The organism is Acetobacter fabarum, from assembly GCF_040702925.2.
GTDB lineage: Bacteria > Pseudomonadota > Alphaproteobacteria > Acetobacterales > Acetobacteraceae > Acetobacter > Acetobacter fabarum_B.
On sequence record NZ_JBFCXX020000005.1, the window covers coordinates 1 to 17,751 of the forward strand.

General features: G+C 54.7%; 18 protein-coding genes and 2 pseudogenes. 10 read left to right on the forward strand and 10 right to left on the reverse strand.

The window, feature by feature from the left end; translation table 11 throughout:
• The 5 genes and pseudogenes from AB2L51_RS05420 to AB2L51_RS05440 all read right to left on the reverse strand — a co-directional run.
• Nucleotides 1-275: pseudogene (locus AB2L51_RS05420) on the reverse strand (hypothetical protein); the annotation flags it as partial.
• Nucleotides 272-874: an RBBP9/YdeN family alpha/beta hydrolase gene (locus AB2L51_RS05425; RefSeq protein ID WP_395581619.1), complete on the reverse strand. Its 603-nt coding sequence runs from the start codon at nt 872-874 to the stop codon at nt 272-274. The pseudogene AB2L51_RS05420 and the gene AB2L51_RS05425, both read right to left, overlap by 4 nt.
• Before the next feature lie 56 nt (nt 875-930).
• Nucleotides 931-1,578, reverse strand: a complete 648-nt coding sequence (locus AB2L51_RS05430; protein WP_395581620.1) for a peroxiredoxin — start codon at nt 1,576-1,578, stop codon at nt 931-933.
• Between the two features lie 74 nt (nt 1,579-1,652).
• Nucleotides 1,653-2,324: a peroxiredoxin-like family protein gene (locus AB2L51_RS05435; RefSeq protein WP_395581621.1), complete on the reverse strand. Its 672-nt coding sequence runs from the start codon at nt 2,322-2,324 to the stop codon at nt 1,653-1,655.
• Between the two features lie 96 nt (nt 2,325-2,420).
• Nucleotides 2,421-3,305: a LysR substrate-binding domain-containing protein gene (locus AB2L51_RS05440; RefSeq protein WP_395581622.1), complete on the reverse strand. Its 885-nt coding sequence runs from the start codon at nt 3,303-3,305 to the stop codon at nt 2,421-2,423.
• A 156-nt stretch (nt 3,306-3,461) separates the two neighbouring features.
• On the opposite strand from AB2L51_RS05440, the gene AB2L51_RS05445 reads away from it, so the two are divergent.
• From AB2L51_RS05445 to AB2L51_RS05455, 3 genes are all read left to right on the forward strand, one after another.
• Entirely contained in the window at nt 3,462-4,553 is a 1,092-nt protein-coding gene (locus AB2L51_RS05445; RefSeq protein ID WP_395581623.1) for an LLM class flavin-dependent oxidoreductase, read from the forward strand.
• Nucleotides 4,554-4,615: 62 nt separating this feature from the next.
• The gene (locus AB2L51_RS05450) at nt 4,616-5,215 is read left to right on the forward strand and encodes a cysteine dioxygenase family protein (RefSeq protein WP_395581624.1); all 600 of its coding nucleotides are present in this window, start codon (nt 4,616-4,618) and stop codon (nt 5,213-5,215) included.
• A complete protein-coding gene (locus AB2L51_RS05455; protein WP_395581625.1) occupies nt 5,212-6,825 on the forward strand; it encodes a rhodanese-like domain-containing protein in 1,614 nt (537 codons plus the stop codon). The genes AB2L51_RS05450 and AB2L51_RS05455 overlap by 4 nt, the downstream gene beginning before the upstream one ends.
• An 83-nt stretch (nt 6,826-6,908) precedes the next feature.
• Here AB2L51_RS05455 and AB2L51_RS05460 read toward each other — a convergent pair whose 3' ends face one another.
• A complete protein-coding gene (locus tag AB2L51_RS05460) occupies nt 6,909-7,649 on the reverse strand; it encodes an ABC transporter ATP-binding protein (protein WP_395581626.1) in 741 nt (246 codons plus the stop codon).
• Nucleotides 7,646-8,542, reverse strand: coding sequence for an ABC transporter permease (locus tag AB2L51_RS05465; protein ID WP_395581627.1), 897 nt, complete (start codon nt 8,540-8,542; stop codon nt 7,646-7,648). Before AB2L51_RS05465 ends, AB2L51_RS05460 begins: the two co-directional genes overlap by 4 nt.
• 139 nt (nt 8,543-8,681) lie before the next feature.
• On the opposite strand from AB2L51_RS05465, the gene AB2L51_RS05470 reads away from it, so the two are divergent.
• Complete coding sequence (locus AB2L51_RS05470; RefSeq protein ID WP_395581628.1) at nt 8,682-9,632, forward strand: ABC transporter substrate-binding protein; 951 nt, start codon at nt 8,682-8,684, stop codon at nt 9,630-9,632.
• A 41-nt stretch (nt 9,633-9,673) separates the two neighbouring features.
• Here AB2L51_RS05470 and AB2L51_RS05475 read toward each other — a convergent pair whose 3' ends face one another.
• Nucleotides 9,674-10,273 (reverse strand): nitroreductase family protein, encoded by a 600-nt coding sequence (locus AB2L51_RS05475; RefSeq protein WP_395581629.1) that lies wholly within the window; start codon nt 10,271-10,273, stop codon nt 9,674-9,676.
• Between the two features lie 82 nt (nt 10,274-10,355).
• The gene (locus tag AB2L51_RS05480) at nt 10,356-11,687 is read right to left on the reverse strand and encodes an LLM class flavin-dependent oxidoreductase (RefSeq protein WP_395581630.1); all 1,332 of its coding nucleotides are present in this window, start codon (nt 11,685-11,687) and stop codon (nt 10,356-10,358) included.
• A gap of 360 nt (nt 11,688-12,047) precedes the next feature.
• On the opposite strand from AB2L51_RS05480, the gene AB2L51_RS05485 reads away from it, so the two are divergent.
• The 3 genes from AB2L51_RS05485 to AB2L51_RS05495 all read left to right on the forward strand — a co-directional run bounded on the left by AB2L51_RS05485 (nt 12,048) and on the right by AB2L51_RS05495 (nt 15,752).
• The gene (locus tag AB2L51_RS05485; protein ID WP_395581631.1) at nt 12,048-13,175 is read left to right on the forward strand and encodes an LLM class flavin-dependent oxidoreductase; all 1,128 of its coding nucleotides are present in this window, start codon (nt 12,048-12,050) and stop codon (nt 13,173-13,175) included.
• Between the two features lie 44 nt (nt 13,176-13,219).
• Nucleotides 13,220-15,370 carry a TonB-dependent siderophore receptor gene (locus tag AB2L51_RS05490; protein ID WP_395581632.1) on the forward strand — a complete coding sequence of 717 codons (2,151 nt, stop codon included), beginning with the start codon at nt 13,220-13,222 and terminating at the stop codon, nt 15,368-15,370.
• A gap of 253 nt (nt 15,371-15,623) precedes the next feature.
• Complete coding sequence (locus tag AB2L51_RS05495) at nt 15,624-15,752, forward strand: hypothetical protein (RefSeq protein ID WP_400921043.1); 129 nt, start codon at nt 15,624-15,626, stop codon at nt 15,750-15,752.
• Here the strand turns inward: AB2L51_RS05495 and AB2L51_RS15375 are convergent.
• Nucleotides 15,749-16,027, reverse strand: a complete 279-nt coding sequence (locus AB2L51_RS15375; RefSeq protein ID WP_475557838.1) for a helix-turn-helix domain-containing protein — start codon at nt 16,025-16,027, stop codon at nt 15,749-15,751. The two genes, AB2L51_RS05495 and AB2L51_RS15375, sit on opposite strands and share 4 nt — an antisense overlap.
• 59 nt (nt 16,028-16,086) lie before the next feature.
• Between AB2L51_RS15375 and AB2L51_RS05505 the strand changes: the two genes are divergently transcribed.
• From AB2L51_RS05505 to AB2L51_RS05515, 3 genes and pseudogenes are all read left to right on the forward strand, one after another.
• Nucleotides 16,087-16,623 carry a DUF4274 domain-containing protein gene (locus AB2L51_RS05505; protein ID WP_395581633.1) on the forward strand — a complete coding sequence of 179 codons (537 nt, stop codon included), beginning with the start codon at nt 16,087-16,089 and terminating at the stop codon, nt 16,621-16,623.
• A 273-nt stretch (nt 16,624-16,896) separates the two neighbouring features.
• Nucleotides 16,897-17,022 (forward strand): annotated as a pseudogene (locus AB2L51_RS05510) (IS5/IS1182 family transposase); the annotation flags it as partial.
• Nucleotides 17,023-17,139: 117 nt separating this feature from the next.
• Nucleotides 17,140-17,742: a tyrosine-type recombinase/integrase gene (locus AB2L51_RS05515; protein WP_395581634.1), complete on the forward strand. Its 603-nt coding sequence runs from the start codon at nt 17,140-17,142 to the stop codon at nt 17,740-17,742.
• The last annotated feature ends 9 nt before the right edge of the window (nt 17,743-17,751 follow it).

Consider the following 17,751-nt stretch of genomic DNA (forward strand, 5'->3'; position numbering starts at 1 on the left):
GGCGGAGGGGGCGGAGGAGGAGGAGGGGGCGGCGGCAGAACGCGCGTCTGAATGGGCGGCCTGGCAGGTGGGGGCGGGCTGTCGCCTTTGCCCATCCCGTAGATCAGTCCCCATATGCCAAGAATGTGCAGGAAAAGAACGAGCCCTGCCACCAAAACCGCAAGGACAATGGTGGAGTTGCTGCCAAATATTCTCTTGTCCTCCCGCGCGGCGGGCACTGTTGCACCATAACCGGACAAAGGTTTTTTCTGCTTCTCTTTTTGTATTTCAGTCATTTCAAAGACCATCGACTGCGCTTTGCAACCTGCCCCAACAGGGCAAGTCCAGCAGGCCATTGCTGCAGATTGCTATCATTGCCCATGTGCCCATTGCGCCCGGTGGACACAAAGGTTGCACCCCAGCTTTGCGCCAGACAAGAGCCACGGGTCATGGACAGCCATGGGTCATTACTGCTCCCCACGACAATGGCAGGAAATGGCAACTTGATACGAGGAATAGGACGGAAATCCGCAACCCGCTCGCGATCGGCCCCTGTATGCTGCTCAACATCGGCAGGAGCAACAAGTAACGCCCCGGCAACCCGGCGCGCTAATGACGGATTTTCTCCACCCCAACGGGCCACCAGCAATGCACCCAGACTATGGCCTGCCAGCAGGACAGGATGTGCGCAAGCCAGCAGCGTGCGCTCCAGCGCCTGCTTCCACTGCGCGTAATACGGTCTTGACCAATCTTCCTGCTCGACACGGTTACACAGAATGTTCTTACGCAGCAAAGTGCTTTCCCATTGTGTCTGCCAATGGCTGGCATTAGACCCATCCAGCCCGGGCACCGTTACAATGTGGAACGGTCGGACGGCTTCAGCCCACGGAATCATATAGCTCTCCATACCTGCCCCAAAAATTGCAGCCATGCGTTTGCCCAGAGACCCGCCTATGATGGCGGTATGGTTGTGGGAGAAGACACATAGCGCAGATATGGCGTGATGCTTTTCCAGCCCTGCGGGAAAAGAATTTTTGCCTGTGCCTCGCTTACGGAAGGTACAATAATAACGTCCTGACCACTCTGCCAGTCAGAAGGCGTTGCAACCTTGAAGCGATCCGTGAGTTGCAGACTGTCAATGACACGCAGAATTTCAGAAAAATTCCTGCCAGTTGAAGGCGGGTATGTGAGTGTCAACCTTACCTTATGCTCCGGATCAATAATAAAGACGCTGCGCACGGTAATGCCCGGGTCCGTGTCCGGGTGGATCATTCCGTACAGGTTTGCAACCTTTCTGTCCGTATCGGCCAGAACCGGATAGGACACTTTTACATTCTGTGTTTTTTCAATATCATTCTGCCACAGCTCATGCTCTTGCAAACCATCGACTGAAAGAGCCAGAACTTTTACATTCCGCTTTTCCCACTCAGGGGCCAGCCGCGCAACAGTGCCGAGTTCTGTCGTGCAGACCGGGGTAAAATCCTTGGGGTGGCTGAACAGAACACCCCATGACTCACCCAGCCATGTATGAAAACTGATAGGACCTTGCGTGCTGTTCTGCACAAAATCCGGCGCGATCTGACCAAGCTGAATACTCATTGCATTTATCTCCACTTTATAACCGAAAATTACTATATTTAAAAAATACCTCCTTATTTTACGAACAAAGACTTTTACAATTCAAGAGCTGCCAGAACCTGCTCCGTTTCCGTACGGTCCATCCAGTCTGGCGAGACATCCACAAAATGGATGATATGATCAGCCCCTACGGCAAAAATGGCTGGTTTTGGAAGTTCCCATACGTTATCAAGCCCGTTCAGGCTGGAGCTTTTTCCACCACCGGATAGGGCCGCACTGCGGGACGCGTCATCAAACGTATAGGTAATGCCCAGTTTGCGCGAGAGGGCCAGACCTGTATCCGATGCAACCGTGAAAGGCAGGGCATGTTTGACCACAATTTCACTCAACGCCTGCACAGGTTGGGGTGAAATGGCCACAAGGGGAATACCCGCAGCCGACAGGAGCGGCCACAAGGTGTCCCGGTAGTGGGGCAACGCGATGTTGCAGGCAGGGCATGTTGAAAAACGGAAAAATATTATTACCCCCCCTCTTTTTTGAACAAATTCATCAAGATCTATGCTGCCGCCACCGACTGTGGGCAACACGGCATGTGGAAATACATCACCTGTTTTAACAAAAGGAGAGGAGATATTATGCTGATCCACCAGCGTCTTACGCTGCTCAACATTGACCGCCAGCGCCTCTGGCTTCCAGGTACGTTCCCGCTCCTCTTCCAGAACCCTGAATTTTGCCCTCAATGGCAGATTTAATGCAGATGATGTCATGAAAAGCCTCGAAACAGAAACGGATTCATGCTGATACTGCCGCAAAATTCCTGTCCATTCATAAGGATTTTTTCTTATCCTTTTCTTGAGCAATACTCATGCCCCCGCAGAGGACGCCAGCAGATCGGCCAGATCGGCCGCTGCATCGGAAAGGTGATTACGCCGCACCAGAACACTTTCAATTTCGGGCAGAGCGGGAAGCGCATCCCCTGTGATGGTAGGCAAACCTTCCACCGTGGCAAAACGGCGGGTACGGCAGCTCATCCCCATCCCGCCCTGCACCCCCGCACGCAAAGCGGGCAGGTTGGGCGTTTCCAGCACAAGGCGGTAATCTCTGCGGCTTTGCATTAATGCCTGGAGTGCCGCATCCCGAAAACGGCAGGGAGGTTCCAGCAGTACAAGAGGAACTTCTGAACGCTCTGCAATTTCTGGGTTGCCAATCCACGTCATACGGTCATGCCCAACCACTGCCGATGTAGCTCCTGAGCGGTCTCCGTGCTGCCCAAGACAGAGAACAATGTTGAGCCGGAAATGATCGAACATTTCGAGCAGTTCCGCCGAGCCGCCCACACGCACAACAAGCCGTGCGCGCGGGTGCGCCAGACGGAAGCGCCCCAGCACTTCGGGGAGGAGTGTATCGGCAAAATCCTGCACCATGCCCACAGCAATAGGTTCGGGTTCCAAATCCTGCCCCAGAGTGATCATGATCCGATCATTAAGGGATAAAAGCTGGCGCGCGTACCCAACCAGTTCCTCGCCAATCGGGGTTAGAACTAGCCGACGGCCATCCCGCCTGAAAAGCTTCTGCTGCAAAACATCTTCCAGCCTTTTCATTTGCAGGCTGAGGGCAGACTGGGTCAGAAAAATGGTTTCGGTCGCCAACGCCATGGACCCTGCCTCCACAATGGCCAGAAACGACCGGAGCAGTTCCGTTGGTACATTGCGGACCATGCGTTGTGGCAACACGACGGAATGGGACATGGCGGGTTCTCCAACTGCGGCCCTACCCGTAGCGAGAGGCCATATTAACGCCCACAAAGTGCGCTATGATTATTTCTTTCTTGATTTCACTCATTTTTCAATAGTTAATTATGGAATGCACTATTAATATACGTTTAATATGGAGGAGCCAAAAACATGCCCGTGGAATTTATTGGCTTTATCGGCAGCCGAAACCAGTCCGAAACCATTGTGCCCACAGGGCCAACAGTGAACCCCACCTACATTGAAACATCAGCCAAAATTCATGAAAATGCAGGCTTTGACCGTGCTCTGATCGCCTTCCACTCCGACTCGCCGGAGAGTATTCTCATCGCGCAACATGCCGCATCCTTTACGCGCGACCTCAAGCTGCTGATCGCACACCGCCCCGGTTTTAACGCGCCGACCATAGCGGCACGCCAGTTGGCAACGCTTGACCACCTGACCAAAGGGCGCATTGCCGTACATATCATTACGGGTGGGAGTGATACGGAACTCCAGGCTGATGGCGACCACACCACAAAAGCCACACGCTACGCCCGCACAAAAGAGTATCTGGATATTGTCCGCAAGGAATGGGCAGCCCAAACCCCCTTTGACTACAAGGGAAAATTCTACGACGTGCGAGGGGCCAACTCCGCCGTCCACCCCTACCAGAAAGGGGGTATTCCGGTTTATTTTGGCGGATCTTCCGCCGAGGCAATTGAGGTTGCTGGCGAACATGCCGATGTTTACGCCCTCTGGGGCGAAACCTATGAGCAGGTCGCCCAGACTATTGCACAGGTTCGTGCTGCCGCAGCCCGACATGGGCGTAACCCGCGTTTTTCCCTCTCCCTCCGTCCGATCCTTGCTGAAACGGAGGACGCGGCCTGGAAGCGCGCTGACCATATTCTTGAGACTGCCCGCGCACTTCAGGGACAGACCGGCTTTGCCCGCCCGGCGACCATTCCCAACGAGGGCTCCCGCCGCCTGCTGGCCGCAGCAGAGAAAGGGAGCCGTCTGGACAAGCGCCTATGGACCGCAATGGCCGCGCTGACGGGGGCGCGGGGAAACTCCACATCCCTTGTAGGAACGCCCGATCAGGTTGCCGAAGCCCTGCTTGACTACTACCGGCTTGGCATTTCCACATTTCTGATTCGTGGTTTTGACCCGTTGGGCGATGCTTACGCCTATGGCCGCGACCTGTTGCCCCGTGTGCGCGAACTGGTGACCCAGGAAGATGCGCGCACCACGGGGGTCGCCGCCTGAGCAGACGCGTAGGGCCGATACGCCCCAGCTAAACAGCCTAGAGCGACATCTGAAAGAAACCCATGACTGACATCACGCCCCTGCGCAATTTTGTGGTTGATCTGACCCGCCTGTATGACAGCACACAAGACCCCAGCGCCATACAGTCCCATGCGGCAGAGCTGCTGCGCACCCTTGTTTCCCGCGATGACTGGCTGCCCGAGGATTTTGCCAGACCCAGCCCGGAACGTTACAGCCAGTACCTTTTGCATTGCGACCCTCTGGAGCGTTTTTCGGTTGTCAGTTTTGTCTGGGGGCCGGGGCAGAAAACCCCTCTGCACGACCACCGTGTGTGGGGGCTGATCGGGATGCTGCGTGGCCAAGAAAGCGAAACGCAATATACGCGCGACGCCCGCGGAAACTTCCATGAAGGTGCCACCACCCTGCTTGAGCCGGGCGAAGTCGCATCCCTGACGCCGGATGCCAACGACTACCATCTGGTCGCCAATGCCCTGCCGGAGGCAACCTCCATTTCCATCCATGTCTATGGCGACAACATTGGCGGGGTCTCCCGCGCAACCTACAACCCCCAGACCGGCGAAGAAAAAACTTTCATCTCCGGTTATTCCCGGATCGAAACCCCCAATCTGTGGGACCGCTCGCGCGAAAGGAAAGCCGCATGAACGCTCAACCCCAGCACGGTCCCTTACCGCAGACAACGCCAGAACAGATACGCCATGCCCTGCGTAGCGGAACCGAAACTGCTTTGCTGGACCTCCGCGAGGAAGGGGCATTTGCCACAGGGCACCCCCTGTTTGCCGTTAATCTGCCGCTTGGTCGGATTGAGGAGCGGATTGCAGACCTTATCCCGCGCAAGACCACGCCCATTGTACTGTATGACAATGGTGAAAACCGTGTGGCAGCCGCACTCAGCACACTACAACGGCTTGGCTATACACAGGTCACACTTCTGAGCGGGGGGCTGGAAGGCTGGATTGCTTCGGGAGGGGAGATCTTTATTGACGTGAATGTTCCCTCCAAGGCATTTGGCGAACTGGTGGAGCATGTCCGCCACACGCCCTCCCTTCCCGCGCAGGAGGTTCATGCCCGGCTTGAACGGGGGGATGACCTTGTTATTCTCGATGCCAGACGGTTTGTTGAATATACTGTCATGTCCATACCGCAGGGACGCTCGGTACCGGGGGCCGAACTGGCGCTGCGGGTGCAGGATATTGCGCCATCACCGTCAACCACCGTTATTGTCAACTGCGCAGGCCGTACGCGCTCGATCATTGGCACACAATCCCTGATCAACGCCAATATTCCCAACCCGGTCTATGCCTTGCGCAACGGCACAATCGGCTGGACACTTGCCGGGTTTGACCTTGAACACGGGGCAACACGCACCCCGCCCGAAAGTTCTGCCACACATCATGCCCTTGCTCGTGAACGGGCACAGCATCTGGCAGAACGGGCCGGGGTGCGCACGGTTACCACACAGCAGCTTACTACCCTGATCAACAGGGACGAACACACAACCTACCTGCTGGATGTCCGCTCCCCGGAGGAATATGCAGCCGACCACCTGAGCGACTTTCGCTCTGCCCCTGGTGGGCAGCTTGTGCAGGCAACGGACGAATGGGTCGGTGTGCGCCATGCCACACTTATCCTGACCGATACGGATGGGGTCCGTGCCCGCATGACAGCCCACTGGTTACGCCAGCTTGGATGGCAGGAAACCTACGTGCTGGATGACTGGACAGGGCTGGACCATGCAACGGGCTTCCCTCCCCCCCGCTTGGCAGCCCCCCTCCCCGAAACAGCCACACTCTCCCCCGCAGATCTGGCTGTGGCTCTGGCATCGGATTCTCCTCCGCTGCTCCTTGATCTGGATATCAGCCCGAACTTTAAAAAAAATCATATAGACGGGTCATTTTTCATTATCCCGACAGACATCTTCTCCTCTCCGCAGGTGCATAAAGCAGAGCAGATTGTGCTGACATCCTCCGATGGTGTAGCAGCACACAGCGCGGCTGTACGCTTATCCACCACACATCCGGGTACAATCCATGTGCTTGCGGGCGGCACCGCTGCGTGGCAGGCGGCGGGTTATCCGCTGGTAAGCGGATTTTCAAACACCAATGCCCTGTCCGAACCCGTGGATGTCTACAAACGCCCGTACGAAGGCACGGATAATGCCGGGGCCGCCATGCAGGCCTATCTGGACTGGGAGTTCGGTCTTGTGGCTCAACTGGAACGGGATGGCACTCATGGCTTTCAGGTTCTGGAATAAACCGTAACGACCGGACTGTTCGAGCCATAATACATACAAAAAATGGGGCGTTATCTCGCGCCCCATTTTTTATACCGTGTGTTTTAGTGCTGATACACACCGAGCGCATTGAGCAATGTTGTTCTCAATGCCTCAAATCCGGGGTCGGCATGTCGGTTCGGGCCTGCCAAAGAGATTGGCAGCGTAAGGCTGATCCGCCCTTTTTCCAGCACAACCGCCCTGTCCGCCAGCAAAAGAGCCTCATCCACGTCATGCGTGACCAAAAGCACCGCGCTGCGATGATGTTGCCACAGACGCGCCACCAGATCCTGCATTTGCAGGCGGGTCAGAGCATCAAGAGCGGCAAACGGTTCATCCAGCATCAAAAAACGTGGTTCGTGGATCAAGGAGCGGGCCAGTGCGACCCGTTGCGCCTCCCCGCCAGACAGGGTTAGAGGCCAGGCGTCAAGCCGGTGGCCAAGATTGACCTTTTCCAGCACCTCCCTTGCCTGATCACGCGTTTTACCCTCCTGCCCAAGCACCACATTCTGCCAGACACGTTTCCACGGCAGCAGACGACTTTCCTGAAACACCACGGAAATTTCACTGGGGCAGGAAACATGGCCTTCCTGCACAAGGTCCAACCCGGCAAGAGTCCGCAGGAGTGTGGACTTGCCAGACCCGCTATGCCCCAGCAGGGCAACAAATTCGCCCTGCGCGATATCAAGGTCCAACCGGTCCAGGACAGCAGGGCCATGACCAAAGCGGCGGCTCAACCCGCGGATATGAATAGCGCTGGTTTGCCCTGCAAGATGCGCAGGTGGCGGGGTAAAAGAAGCGTTCATCGGGCAACCCCTCCCCCCTGAGTGGTGCTGCGCCACACAAGGGCATGGTACTCAAGAAAACGCACGAACTGGTCCGATATAAGACCCAGAAGACCATAAACTGCCAGACCCACGAAAATAATATCGGTTCTCAGAAAATCCTGTGCGTCCATCATCATATGCCCGATCCCGTTTTGGGCATTGACCTGCTCGGCCACCACCAGCATCAGCCAGGACAGGCCAACAGCAAAGCGCACCCCAACCAGCAGGTCAGGCAGGCTGCCCGGCAGAATGATATCCCTGATCGTCTGCCAACGCGACAGACGCAGCGTCCGGGCCATCTCCAGCAGTTTCGGGTCAATCGAGCGGATACCCTTATGCAGATTAAGATAGATGGGAAACAGGGAGCCAAGCATGACAAGCAGAATTTTCGGGCTCTCGCCAATGCCGAACCAGAGAATGAAAAGCGGAACAAGCGCCAGAACAGGGAGAGTGCGCAGGATCTGCAAAGGAGCATCCACAATATTTTCCCCAAGGCGGGAAAGACCGGAAACCAGAGCCAGAAGGATGCCAACCACAAGAGCAAGGCAAAAACCAGACGCCGCACGGCCCAGCGAGGCCTCCAGATTGCCAAGCAGAGTCCCATCTTCAATCAGCACACGCGCCGTGCTGACGATCTGAAGGGGAGAGGCCACCAACCGGACCGAGAGCAGACCGGTTGAGCAGGCCACCTGCCACGCCAGAAGCAGAAAAAGAGGAGAGAGAAAGCGGGAAAGGACGCGTGCCCAATGCCCTCTCACGGACAAAGACAGGAATTTTTTCAAAATACCGGATCTATTTGCAAATGCACGACCACGGACACGCGCGGTATGCGGGGGGTGCTGCGCGGTGGTGTGCAGGGTTGTTTCGGACATAAGCGGGAGTCCCTCCAGATGGCGTGCCTGTGATGTGCATTCTCCCATAAACACGATAAAATTGTGTATTAAAAAAATTAATGCGATTAATTTATACATATATGTTGTATATCACCGCGCAAGATGGTTTTATTCTGTTATGAACCGAACCCTAAAATACCATCTGTCTGGCATTCTGCTGGTTGTCCTTGGGCTTGCTACATTGCCGCACGCGGCCAGCGCCGAAGAAGAACTGATTGTCGCAGACCAGAAGGGGCAACAAAAAGCCCTTATGGAAGCCGCAGGGGCAGACAAAGATCTACACTACCATATTCACTGGGTGGAATTTGCCGCAGCTGCCCCCCTGCTTCAGGCCCTTGGAGCCGGTGCGGTAGATACCGGCATAGCAGGTGATGGTCCGTTCCTGTTTGCATGGGGGGCGGGACTGCCCATAAAAGCGGCCTATATGCTGCCACCAAAAGGAGGTGGCAGTGCAACGGCCGTGGTTGTGCCCGAAGGGTCTGCCATAACATCTCTTGCCCAACTTTCAGGACGGCGGATTGCAACGGGCAAGGGCTCCATTGGCCACCTTCTGCTACTGCGCCTGCTGGCAAATCACGCCATACCAGCGCCAGCACCCGAAATCAGCTTCCTCTCCCCCGTGCAGGCAAAAGCCGCACTGGATACAGGCCGGGTTGACGCATGGTCCACATGGGAGCCCTATGTCTCCCTTGAGGCAATTGGAAACCATGGGCACATTCTGGGCGATGCCAGCGGGATCATGCCCAATAATGATTTTTTTATCGCCAACACCGATGCCCTGAGCAAAAAACCACAACTGCTGGCTGATTTTTACCATCGTATGACCCAGGCTTATAGCTGGGGCATAAAACACCCAACCGATTATGCAGGAATACTCTCACAACAGACAGGCATTCCGCCCAATGTTGCCGGAGCTGTCGCCCAAAAACTGATTGGTATTCCCTCCTCCGTAACACCCGATGTTGTACAGGCTGAAGCCGATGTGCTGGAAACCTATCACGCAGCCCATCTGCTGACCCCCACCCAACCGATTACCGAAGCATTTGAGCTGAATTTCCCCCCTCCATAACGGCTGTATGGAGGAGGAAATATGCAAACTAGATGAGAAAATCATCTGGTTTGATAACGCCCTTCAAATGCGTATGCGGATAACGGGTTACGCCCCGATGGATACTCACGCGCACGTAGACTTTCAGGTAGGCTGTCGCCATCTCCACGCCTGCCAATAACAAGAGCCGCGTGCAAAGCGTAGCCTTCAGGAATTTTCAGGCTGGCTCTGGCCAGTTCACTTTCAAAACCACTGACTGGATGAGCAGTCCAGCCATTCTGACTGGCCTGCAACTGAATAAGTACACTCGCCGCACCCGCATCAAACGCATGGCTTGGAGCCGGAACAGGTTCGCCTGTTTTGCTGTCCGGTATGGTTGTGCTAGAGGCTATGTAGACAATAGCTGAAGCATTTTCCGCCCATGAGCGATTGAACGGAATCAGCAGCCCCAGAAAACGCTCCCAGTCTGGTGTATTCCGCCGGGCATAAATAAAACGCCATGGCTGACTGTTATAGGCCGAAGGCGCCCAACGTCCGGCATCCAGCAGGTCGAACAGAGCATCCTGTGTGATGTCCACAGGTGTAAAAGCCCGGGCAGACCAACGGTTGAGAATGAACTGCGCCACGGCAGGACGCGCCTCTCTTTTTGCAAAAACAGTCATGCTCTTTGTATCCAGTTGCGAGCCCCCCCCTAACCGCACCCGGCTTGGATGCGGCTGGGAGTAATAGAGAAAAACCGGGAATTCAGCCAACACTGGCTTGAATAAGGGCATAACGGTTGACGGGAAACGTCAGGCCAAAATTTTCACGGAATGTGTCATGCTCATAATCTTGGCGGAACAGGCCACGTTCTTGCAAAATAGGCACAACATGTTCAACAAACAGATCGAGCTGTCCGGGAAGGGATTCAAAAATATTGAACCCGTCCGCCCCTCCCTGCTCAAACCATTTTTGCAAGGCATCAGCAACCTGTTGGGGTGTGCCAACAAAGTCGCCACGCGGGGTCGCCAGTTCCTGAGCAATCTGGCGGATTGTCAGATTTTTGGCGCGCACGCGCTCCAGAATGCGCAATGATGCACTCTGGTTGCTTTCAAGGCCAATTGCTTCCACATCAGGAAAAGGTCCATCCAGATCATAAAGATGAAAATCGTGGTCATTAAAAGCACGAGCAAGATAACCCAGCCCGGTTTCTATGGAGGTCAGAGCAGCCAGTTCCTGATAACGGGCATCAGCATCTTTTTCACTCAGCCCAACAATAGGACTTGCTCCGGGTAAGATAAAAGGCAGCCCAGCAGGACGGCCCAAACGGGCCGCACGGGATTTAAGGTCGGCATAATAGGTTTGGGCTTCGGCCAGATTCTGGGGTAGGCAGAACACGGCTTCAGCGTGCCGGGCCGCAAAATCCTTGCCATCTTCGGAAGCACCGGCCTGAAAAATAACCGGCTGTCCCTGTGGGGAGCGATCAATATTCAATGGTCCCCTGACCTGAAAATACTTGCCCGTATGCTCCAGACGATGCAGCTTTGCCGAGTTAACAAACACATTTTTTTCTCTATCGCCAACCAGCGCATCATCTTCCCAACTGTCCCATAACCCCTGGACGACCGAAAGATGTTCTGCGGCAATATGGTAACGCTCCTCATGCCCCGGATGTCTGTCCCGGCTAAAATTTGCCGCAGTATCGGCCAACCACGAAGTTACAACATTCCATCCCGCGCGACCGTGACTGATATGATCAAGCGATGCAAACTGCCGCGCAACATTGAACGGTTCCGTATAGGCAATGCTCACGGTGCCAACCAGACCAATATGCTCAGTCGCCCCGGCAAGGGCAGATAGAATTGTCAGCGGTTCAAAACGGTTGAGATAATGCGGGCTGGATTTATCGTTGATGGAAAGACTATCGGCTACGAAAAGAAAATCGAATTTTCCTTTTTCCGCCAGCCTGGCCTGTTTGCGATAAAAAGAAAAATTCGTACTGTCCCGTACAGTTCGCTCTGGATGACGCCAGTCATCCCATGTCCGGCCTACGCCGTGCAGGATAAACCCCAGTTTAAGTTTGCGATCCTGTGTCATGTCATCGGTATCCTTATTTTATAAAATCTGTTCAGTATGCTGTGCCGATTAAAGAAACCGTAATGAGTATGGCGTGTGTATTTTGTTGTGAATAACAAGAAATACTAATGGAATATTCATCAATAACAAAAGAATCCATGGCATCCACCCATGGTGCGTGACCGAGAGCGATTATGCAGAATTTTTAATTATACCTTTGATTTCATAGATATTCCTCAAACTTCATATCTTTTTTTTGGCCATATTCCCGCGCCTCAGAGGGCGATAATTCAAAAAGTTATCCTTTTTGATTTCTTGCATGATTTTCAAAGAAAAATTTTGCAAAATTCTTCTAATGAACTGAACTTAGGGTAACACAGAATGTCTGTAGAATTTATTGGCTATGTCAGTGCTCGTGAGCAGACCGAAGTGGTCGGCCCCTACGGCCCACAGGTTGATCCTGCCTATATCGCCAATGCCGCACTCCTGCACGAACGCGGTGGGTTTGACCGTATTCTGGTGGCGTTTCACTCCCATTCGCCAGACAGTATTCTCATAGCTCAACATGCCGCTTCCGCCACATCCAGACTGGGGCTTCTGGTCGCACACAGGCCAGGTTTTGTTGCCCCAACGCTGGCTGCCCGGCAGTTTGCAACACTCGATGCCCTGACCGGCGGACGTGTTGCCATACATGTCATTACCGGCGGCAATGATCTTGAACTCCAGGCCGATGGAGACCACCTGACCAAAGCCGAACGCTATGCGCGTGCTGCGGAATATATCCGCATTGTACGCCGGGAATGGCAGGGCGGAGACGCATTTGATCATGATGGGGCCTTTTACCACATCCGAGGCGCGCACTCAGCCATTCTGCCCCAACAGGCGAGGGGCATTCCTGTCTATTTTGGCGGAGCATCGGATGAAGCCATTACCGTTACCGCAGAGCAGGCAGATGGCTACGCCCTGTGGGGCGAACCTCTGGAGCAGGCTGCGGAACTGGTAGGGCGCGTCAAAGCCGCCGCCGCAAACCATGGACGATCCCTACGTTTTTCCATTTCCTTCCGCCCTATTCTGGCCAAAACGGAAGAAGAAGCCTGGGAGCGGGCTGCCGCCATAGAAGCCACACTGACCGCACGCCAGAATCAGGCACAACATGCGGCAGACATAGCTCTGGACACGGCAGGCGGAAAACCAACAGCCGAAACACTCCCCACCAACGAAGGCTCGCGTCGCCTGCAGGCTATTGCAGCCCGTGGCCCACGCCATGATGAACGGCTGTGGACAGGAGTTGCCCAGGCAACGGGAGGGCGCTGGAACTCAACCTCGCTCGTTGGAACTCCAGAACAGGTCGCACAGAGTCTTCTGCATTACTATCGTCTTGGCATTCATACTTTCCTGATCAGGGGGTTTGATCCACTACCAGATGCGCTTGTATTCGGCCGCGAACTGATCCCACGCGTGCGGGAACTGGTCGCACAGGAAGAAGCCAAAAACAGTCACGCGGCGTAGAGCCAGTCAAAATCACTTATTTTTTCACTGGAGATGTCATCATCATGATCCGCACCGGGTTCCGTGTTCTTCTATTTGCCTCGCTTCCGGGTTTTACGGCGGCGCAGGCCGCCAGTCTGCACGCCTCCCCTACTCCCCCTGCGGCAACATCCAAAACACACAAAAAAACATCCAATCCTTTACAGGGTAACGCAGAAGCCATAACCGTTCGCACCATCCGCAACACACCTCACCTAGCCCGCAAGGTGACACTGGGCGCGTTAGGTAATCGCTCCGAATTTGATACGCCTTTTTCTGTCAGTTCAATCTCGGCAGCCCGCATGGAGGCCATGCAGGCCAATGATATTAACGATGTCATGCGTTACGAACCCGGGGTACAGGCTACGTCCAATGGAGGTTCCACAGCGTCTGGCTCCAGTGTGCGCGTGCGGGGACTGAATCTGGACTGGACGAATGGTTATAAGATCGACGGACTGGCCATTCCATTTTGGTACATAGATCTGCCTGTTGCCAATTTTGACACCATTCAGGTTTACAAAGGGGCTTCCGCCTTTATGTATGGATTTGGCTCTCCCGGCGGTGTACTGGACTACCGGCTCAAAGCCCCTGTGGAGCAGCGCAAGATCACGCTTGAGGCAGGCTACCGTTCCGATGCCGTATTCCGCCAGATGCTCGACGTTGGCGGATCACTGGATTCCGCCCACCGTGTCCAGACACGCCTGTCTTTTGGGAGCGAAGTGGGCGAGCAGTATAACTCCAGCTTTGAACGCAATCTTTCCATGTCGTTCACGACCGACGTACGCATTACCGATGCGCTACATTGGCATTTCAACAGTTTTTACATGAATACCCTGCAAAAGGGCATGGTCAACACCATCCTGACAACTCCCGGACTGGGCGCAGTAACACCTGTCAGCGGACGCACGGCCTTTGGTGCGGAAAATTCCTGGAAAACAAATGACCTCAGACGTTTCAGTACTGGTTTTGACTGGAATTTCGCCAAAAACTGGACCGCAAACCTGACATACGCCTACACACACCTGAATGAGCAGTTCCCCTCCAACCAGTTAACTTTTATCGGAACAAATGGTGACTATAAAAGTCAGGCCTATGAACAGATGCGGGTACTGACCTACCATCAGGTTGATTTTACCACACAAGGCCACTTCAATACCGGCGCACTGCGCCACGACGTGCTGATTGGCATGACGTATCTGCGCCAGATGTTTGACTGGGACGCCAATGTGGGGGCCAAGCTGCCTTTTGAATACGGCAACATCAATACTAACCGACCCGTTATAAGCAATGGTCCGGATTTTTCACCCCAGATGTACCGCTATATCAACTACCAGCAGCTCGCACCCTACTGGAACGATACCGTAACACTGGGCAAATGGTCGCTCATGGCTGGCGCCCGCTACACAGCATACACAGAAGATGATTTTACCAAAACTGGTGCGTCCAACGGCTCTCATCGCAACAACCCCGTCACACCCATTGTCTCGCTTACCTACAAGGCTGCACCGTGGATCAACACCTATTTTAGTTGGGTACAGGCTGTGCAGACTGGCGGGCAGGCACCACAAGGCACCAAAAATTATTCACAGGTTTTCAGTCCTATCCGTAGTGACCAGTACGAACTGGGTGTCAAAGTGCAGCGCCGGACATTCAGCGGCACACTCGCTCTTTTCCGTATGGACACGGGAGCGGCCTACACAAACGCCCAGAATTATTATATCCAGAATGGCATATCACGCTATCAGGGTGTTGAGGCCTCCGCATCATGGCTGATTACAAAAAGCCTCAACCTGAATGCAAGTCTTGCCTATCTGGATGCCCATTATATTCGCGCAGCCGCAAGCTATGTCGGGCATCAGCTTGAAGCGGTAGCCCCCCTGCAGGCTGCTTTAAACGCCGATTACCGCATTCCTGCCGTCAGAGGTTTAAGTGTTAATGGTGGCTTCAATTATGTCTCCCGCAGTTGGCTTGATGCGGCGAACACAGTCCACCTTCCATCCTATATCGTAGGAGAAATTGGTGCAGCCTATATAACGCATGTGGACACACATGCTGTAACAATCCGTGCCAATGTCGAAAATATTGGTAATGTCCGTTATTGGATGAGTCGTGGCAACTATAATATCTTCCCCGGTGCTCCACGTACAATCACCCTGAGCGCCCGACTGGATCTATAACTCCTCATTCTTTGGAATATCTTCTGGCGTGGAGCAATTGCACAGCCAACTACAAAAACCGCTCCGCCGTTATTAAATGGCTTGCTCGCATTGCCTATACAGATAGGTATGTATTCCGGTCCCCTATAAAAACCCGAAATGGGACTATATTGGGTGACCGGTGTCATGATTCTGGCAGACAATATGGCGGCCAAATAAAAAATGGATGGACCGGGGCCTGTTCTCGTGCAGGGTTGTCAGAGCGCATACGGGAATGGGTTACATCGTAGAGTTCGACGAGACTGTTAAACTTGATGTGCCGCTTGACCACCAGCGTGGCAGCACAACCTGTCGTGTACAGATCAAGGGGTCGTCTCAGAAAACGGAAAAAATCGTACGCTAAGCGTGCGATGAGACTCGCACCCAGCGGTAGAGCGTCGGAATAGACACGCCGAGGTTCTTGGCCACGTCTTTGGGAGGGACACCGCTGGCCAGCAGCTTCTTGGCCAACTCGACCCCCCGCCTCTGACGAACCTTCCTTGCCTCTCTGATAAGCGTGCGAGAATACCCAAGCGTACGTAAAACGCACTTTCGTGCTGTGACCCCTAGATGATCGGATATGCTACCGCATAGAGGTCGCCGCGCCCCCCATAGGGGGTAGTTCATCGCGCATTTCATGATGGCAGGACCATCGATCGTGTGATATTCTGAAACGATGATGTATCTTGGAGCAGCCGATGAGTGAATGGTGGGAAAGAGAGGATCAGGATGTTCTGGTCCCGTGGGTCGCAGAATACGCGGGAGAGATCGATGAAGAAGCGATTCGTGGCACTGCGGATTGGCTTCGGAACAAAGCCACCACGGACGATTGGTACCGGGCCGTATCGGATCTTAACTGGGGTTTCGGCGTAGAGCCGTTCGTCTGGATCATCCGCCAAGCACGTTGCGACAAGGCGACGGCGTTGCGGGCCTTCTATATGGCGAGACCCGGCGAGATGCTCGACTACGGGAATGACTTCTCACGAGTACCTGGATTCCAGCAGAACACCTTTCATTTGGTGTCCGAAATCAGGACTCGCTTCATGAGTGGTTTCTACACACGGTCGACGATCGCGTTCGATGCAGACCATTTCTTGAAGAAAGAATCCTACGCGCCGGAGAACCCTCCAGCCGAGGCACTTGACGCGGTCATTCCGCCGCTCATGCGCCAATCCCTTCCAGGTCGGACCCTCGCATGGAACCGATTCGACGTGGAGCCGGTACATTGTATCTGATCGCCGAGTATTTTATAGAATTCAAAACCCCATATCCGGCCCTCGGCTCATTCCCCGTGACCGCCGGAAGGTCGGTTCCTCGATCTCCCGCGCGAGATGGCGCTGCCGATCGCGTTCCTCCTGCTGGCGCTTGACCTCGGCCTGACGGGCCAGCTCCTTCCTCCGGCGCTCGGCCTCGCGCTCCTTCTCGGCCCGCTCCCCGAGCTTCCGAGCCAGCCCGACCGCCAGCCGCGCCCGTCTCCCAAGCCCCTCGAACGCCTCTAGCACCACCTCATCGAAAACATGTTCGCAAAGCTGAAGGACTGGCGACGTGTTGCGACCCGATATGACCGGTGCGCTCATACCTTCATGTCCGCAATCCACACCGCAGCAAGCGTCATCTTCTATCTTAAAGAATAAGTCCTGAGCCTAGAGTTTGGGGCAATACAGGGCTGGTGCGACCGACCAGCATTTGCCCCTATCTCTATACAATCCAAGCCAAAGAAATTCCTGCGCCCAGACGAGGCAACGCAGCTTGTGGCTCATGCCGCCCCACACCTGCAGCCCCTATTCGTCTTTCTGATCGGGACCGGCTGCCGACTGTCTGAAGCTCTCGATCTGGAATGGAGTGATGTTGATTTGTGGGGCGCGCGCGCTGTCGTCTGGCAGAAGCAGGGGAACCAGAGGCACGTTGATATGCCGCCATGCGTAATTGACTGGCTGAAGCGCATAGAATGGCGGGAAGGTCACGTATTCCGACCCGTCACGCAAACCCGAAAAGGCTCCGTTATCGGTGAGCGCTACCACAACTCTGCAAGACAATATGGGGGCCAGATAAAAAACGGTTGGGCTGGGGCTTGCAGACGTGCGGGTCTGCCAGGAAGATTGCGTGAATGGATTCCTGTGGGCCAAACTTCTTTGCAATCGTGCTTTGTGCCCGACTTCACGCCACACGATCTTCGGCACACGTGGGCCTCTTGGCACTACTGCGCACACCGAGACCTTCTCCGGCTCCAAGCGGACGGCGCGTGGAGCAACATCAACACGGTGACAATATACGCCAAGCTGATGCCAGAGGCATATAAGGACCAGATAGAGAGGTGGTGGAGGGGAGGGCCGCACGTGGGGAATGCGGACTAAAATGCTCCA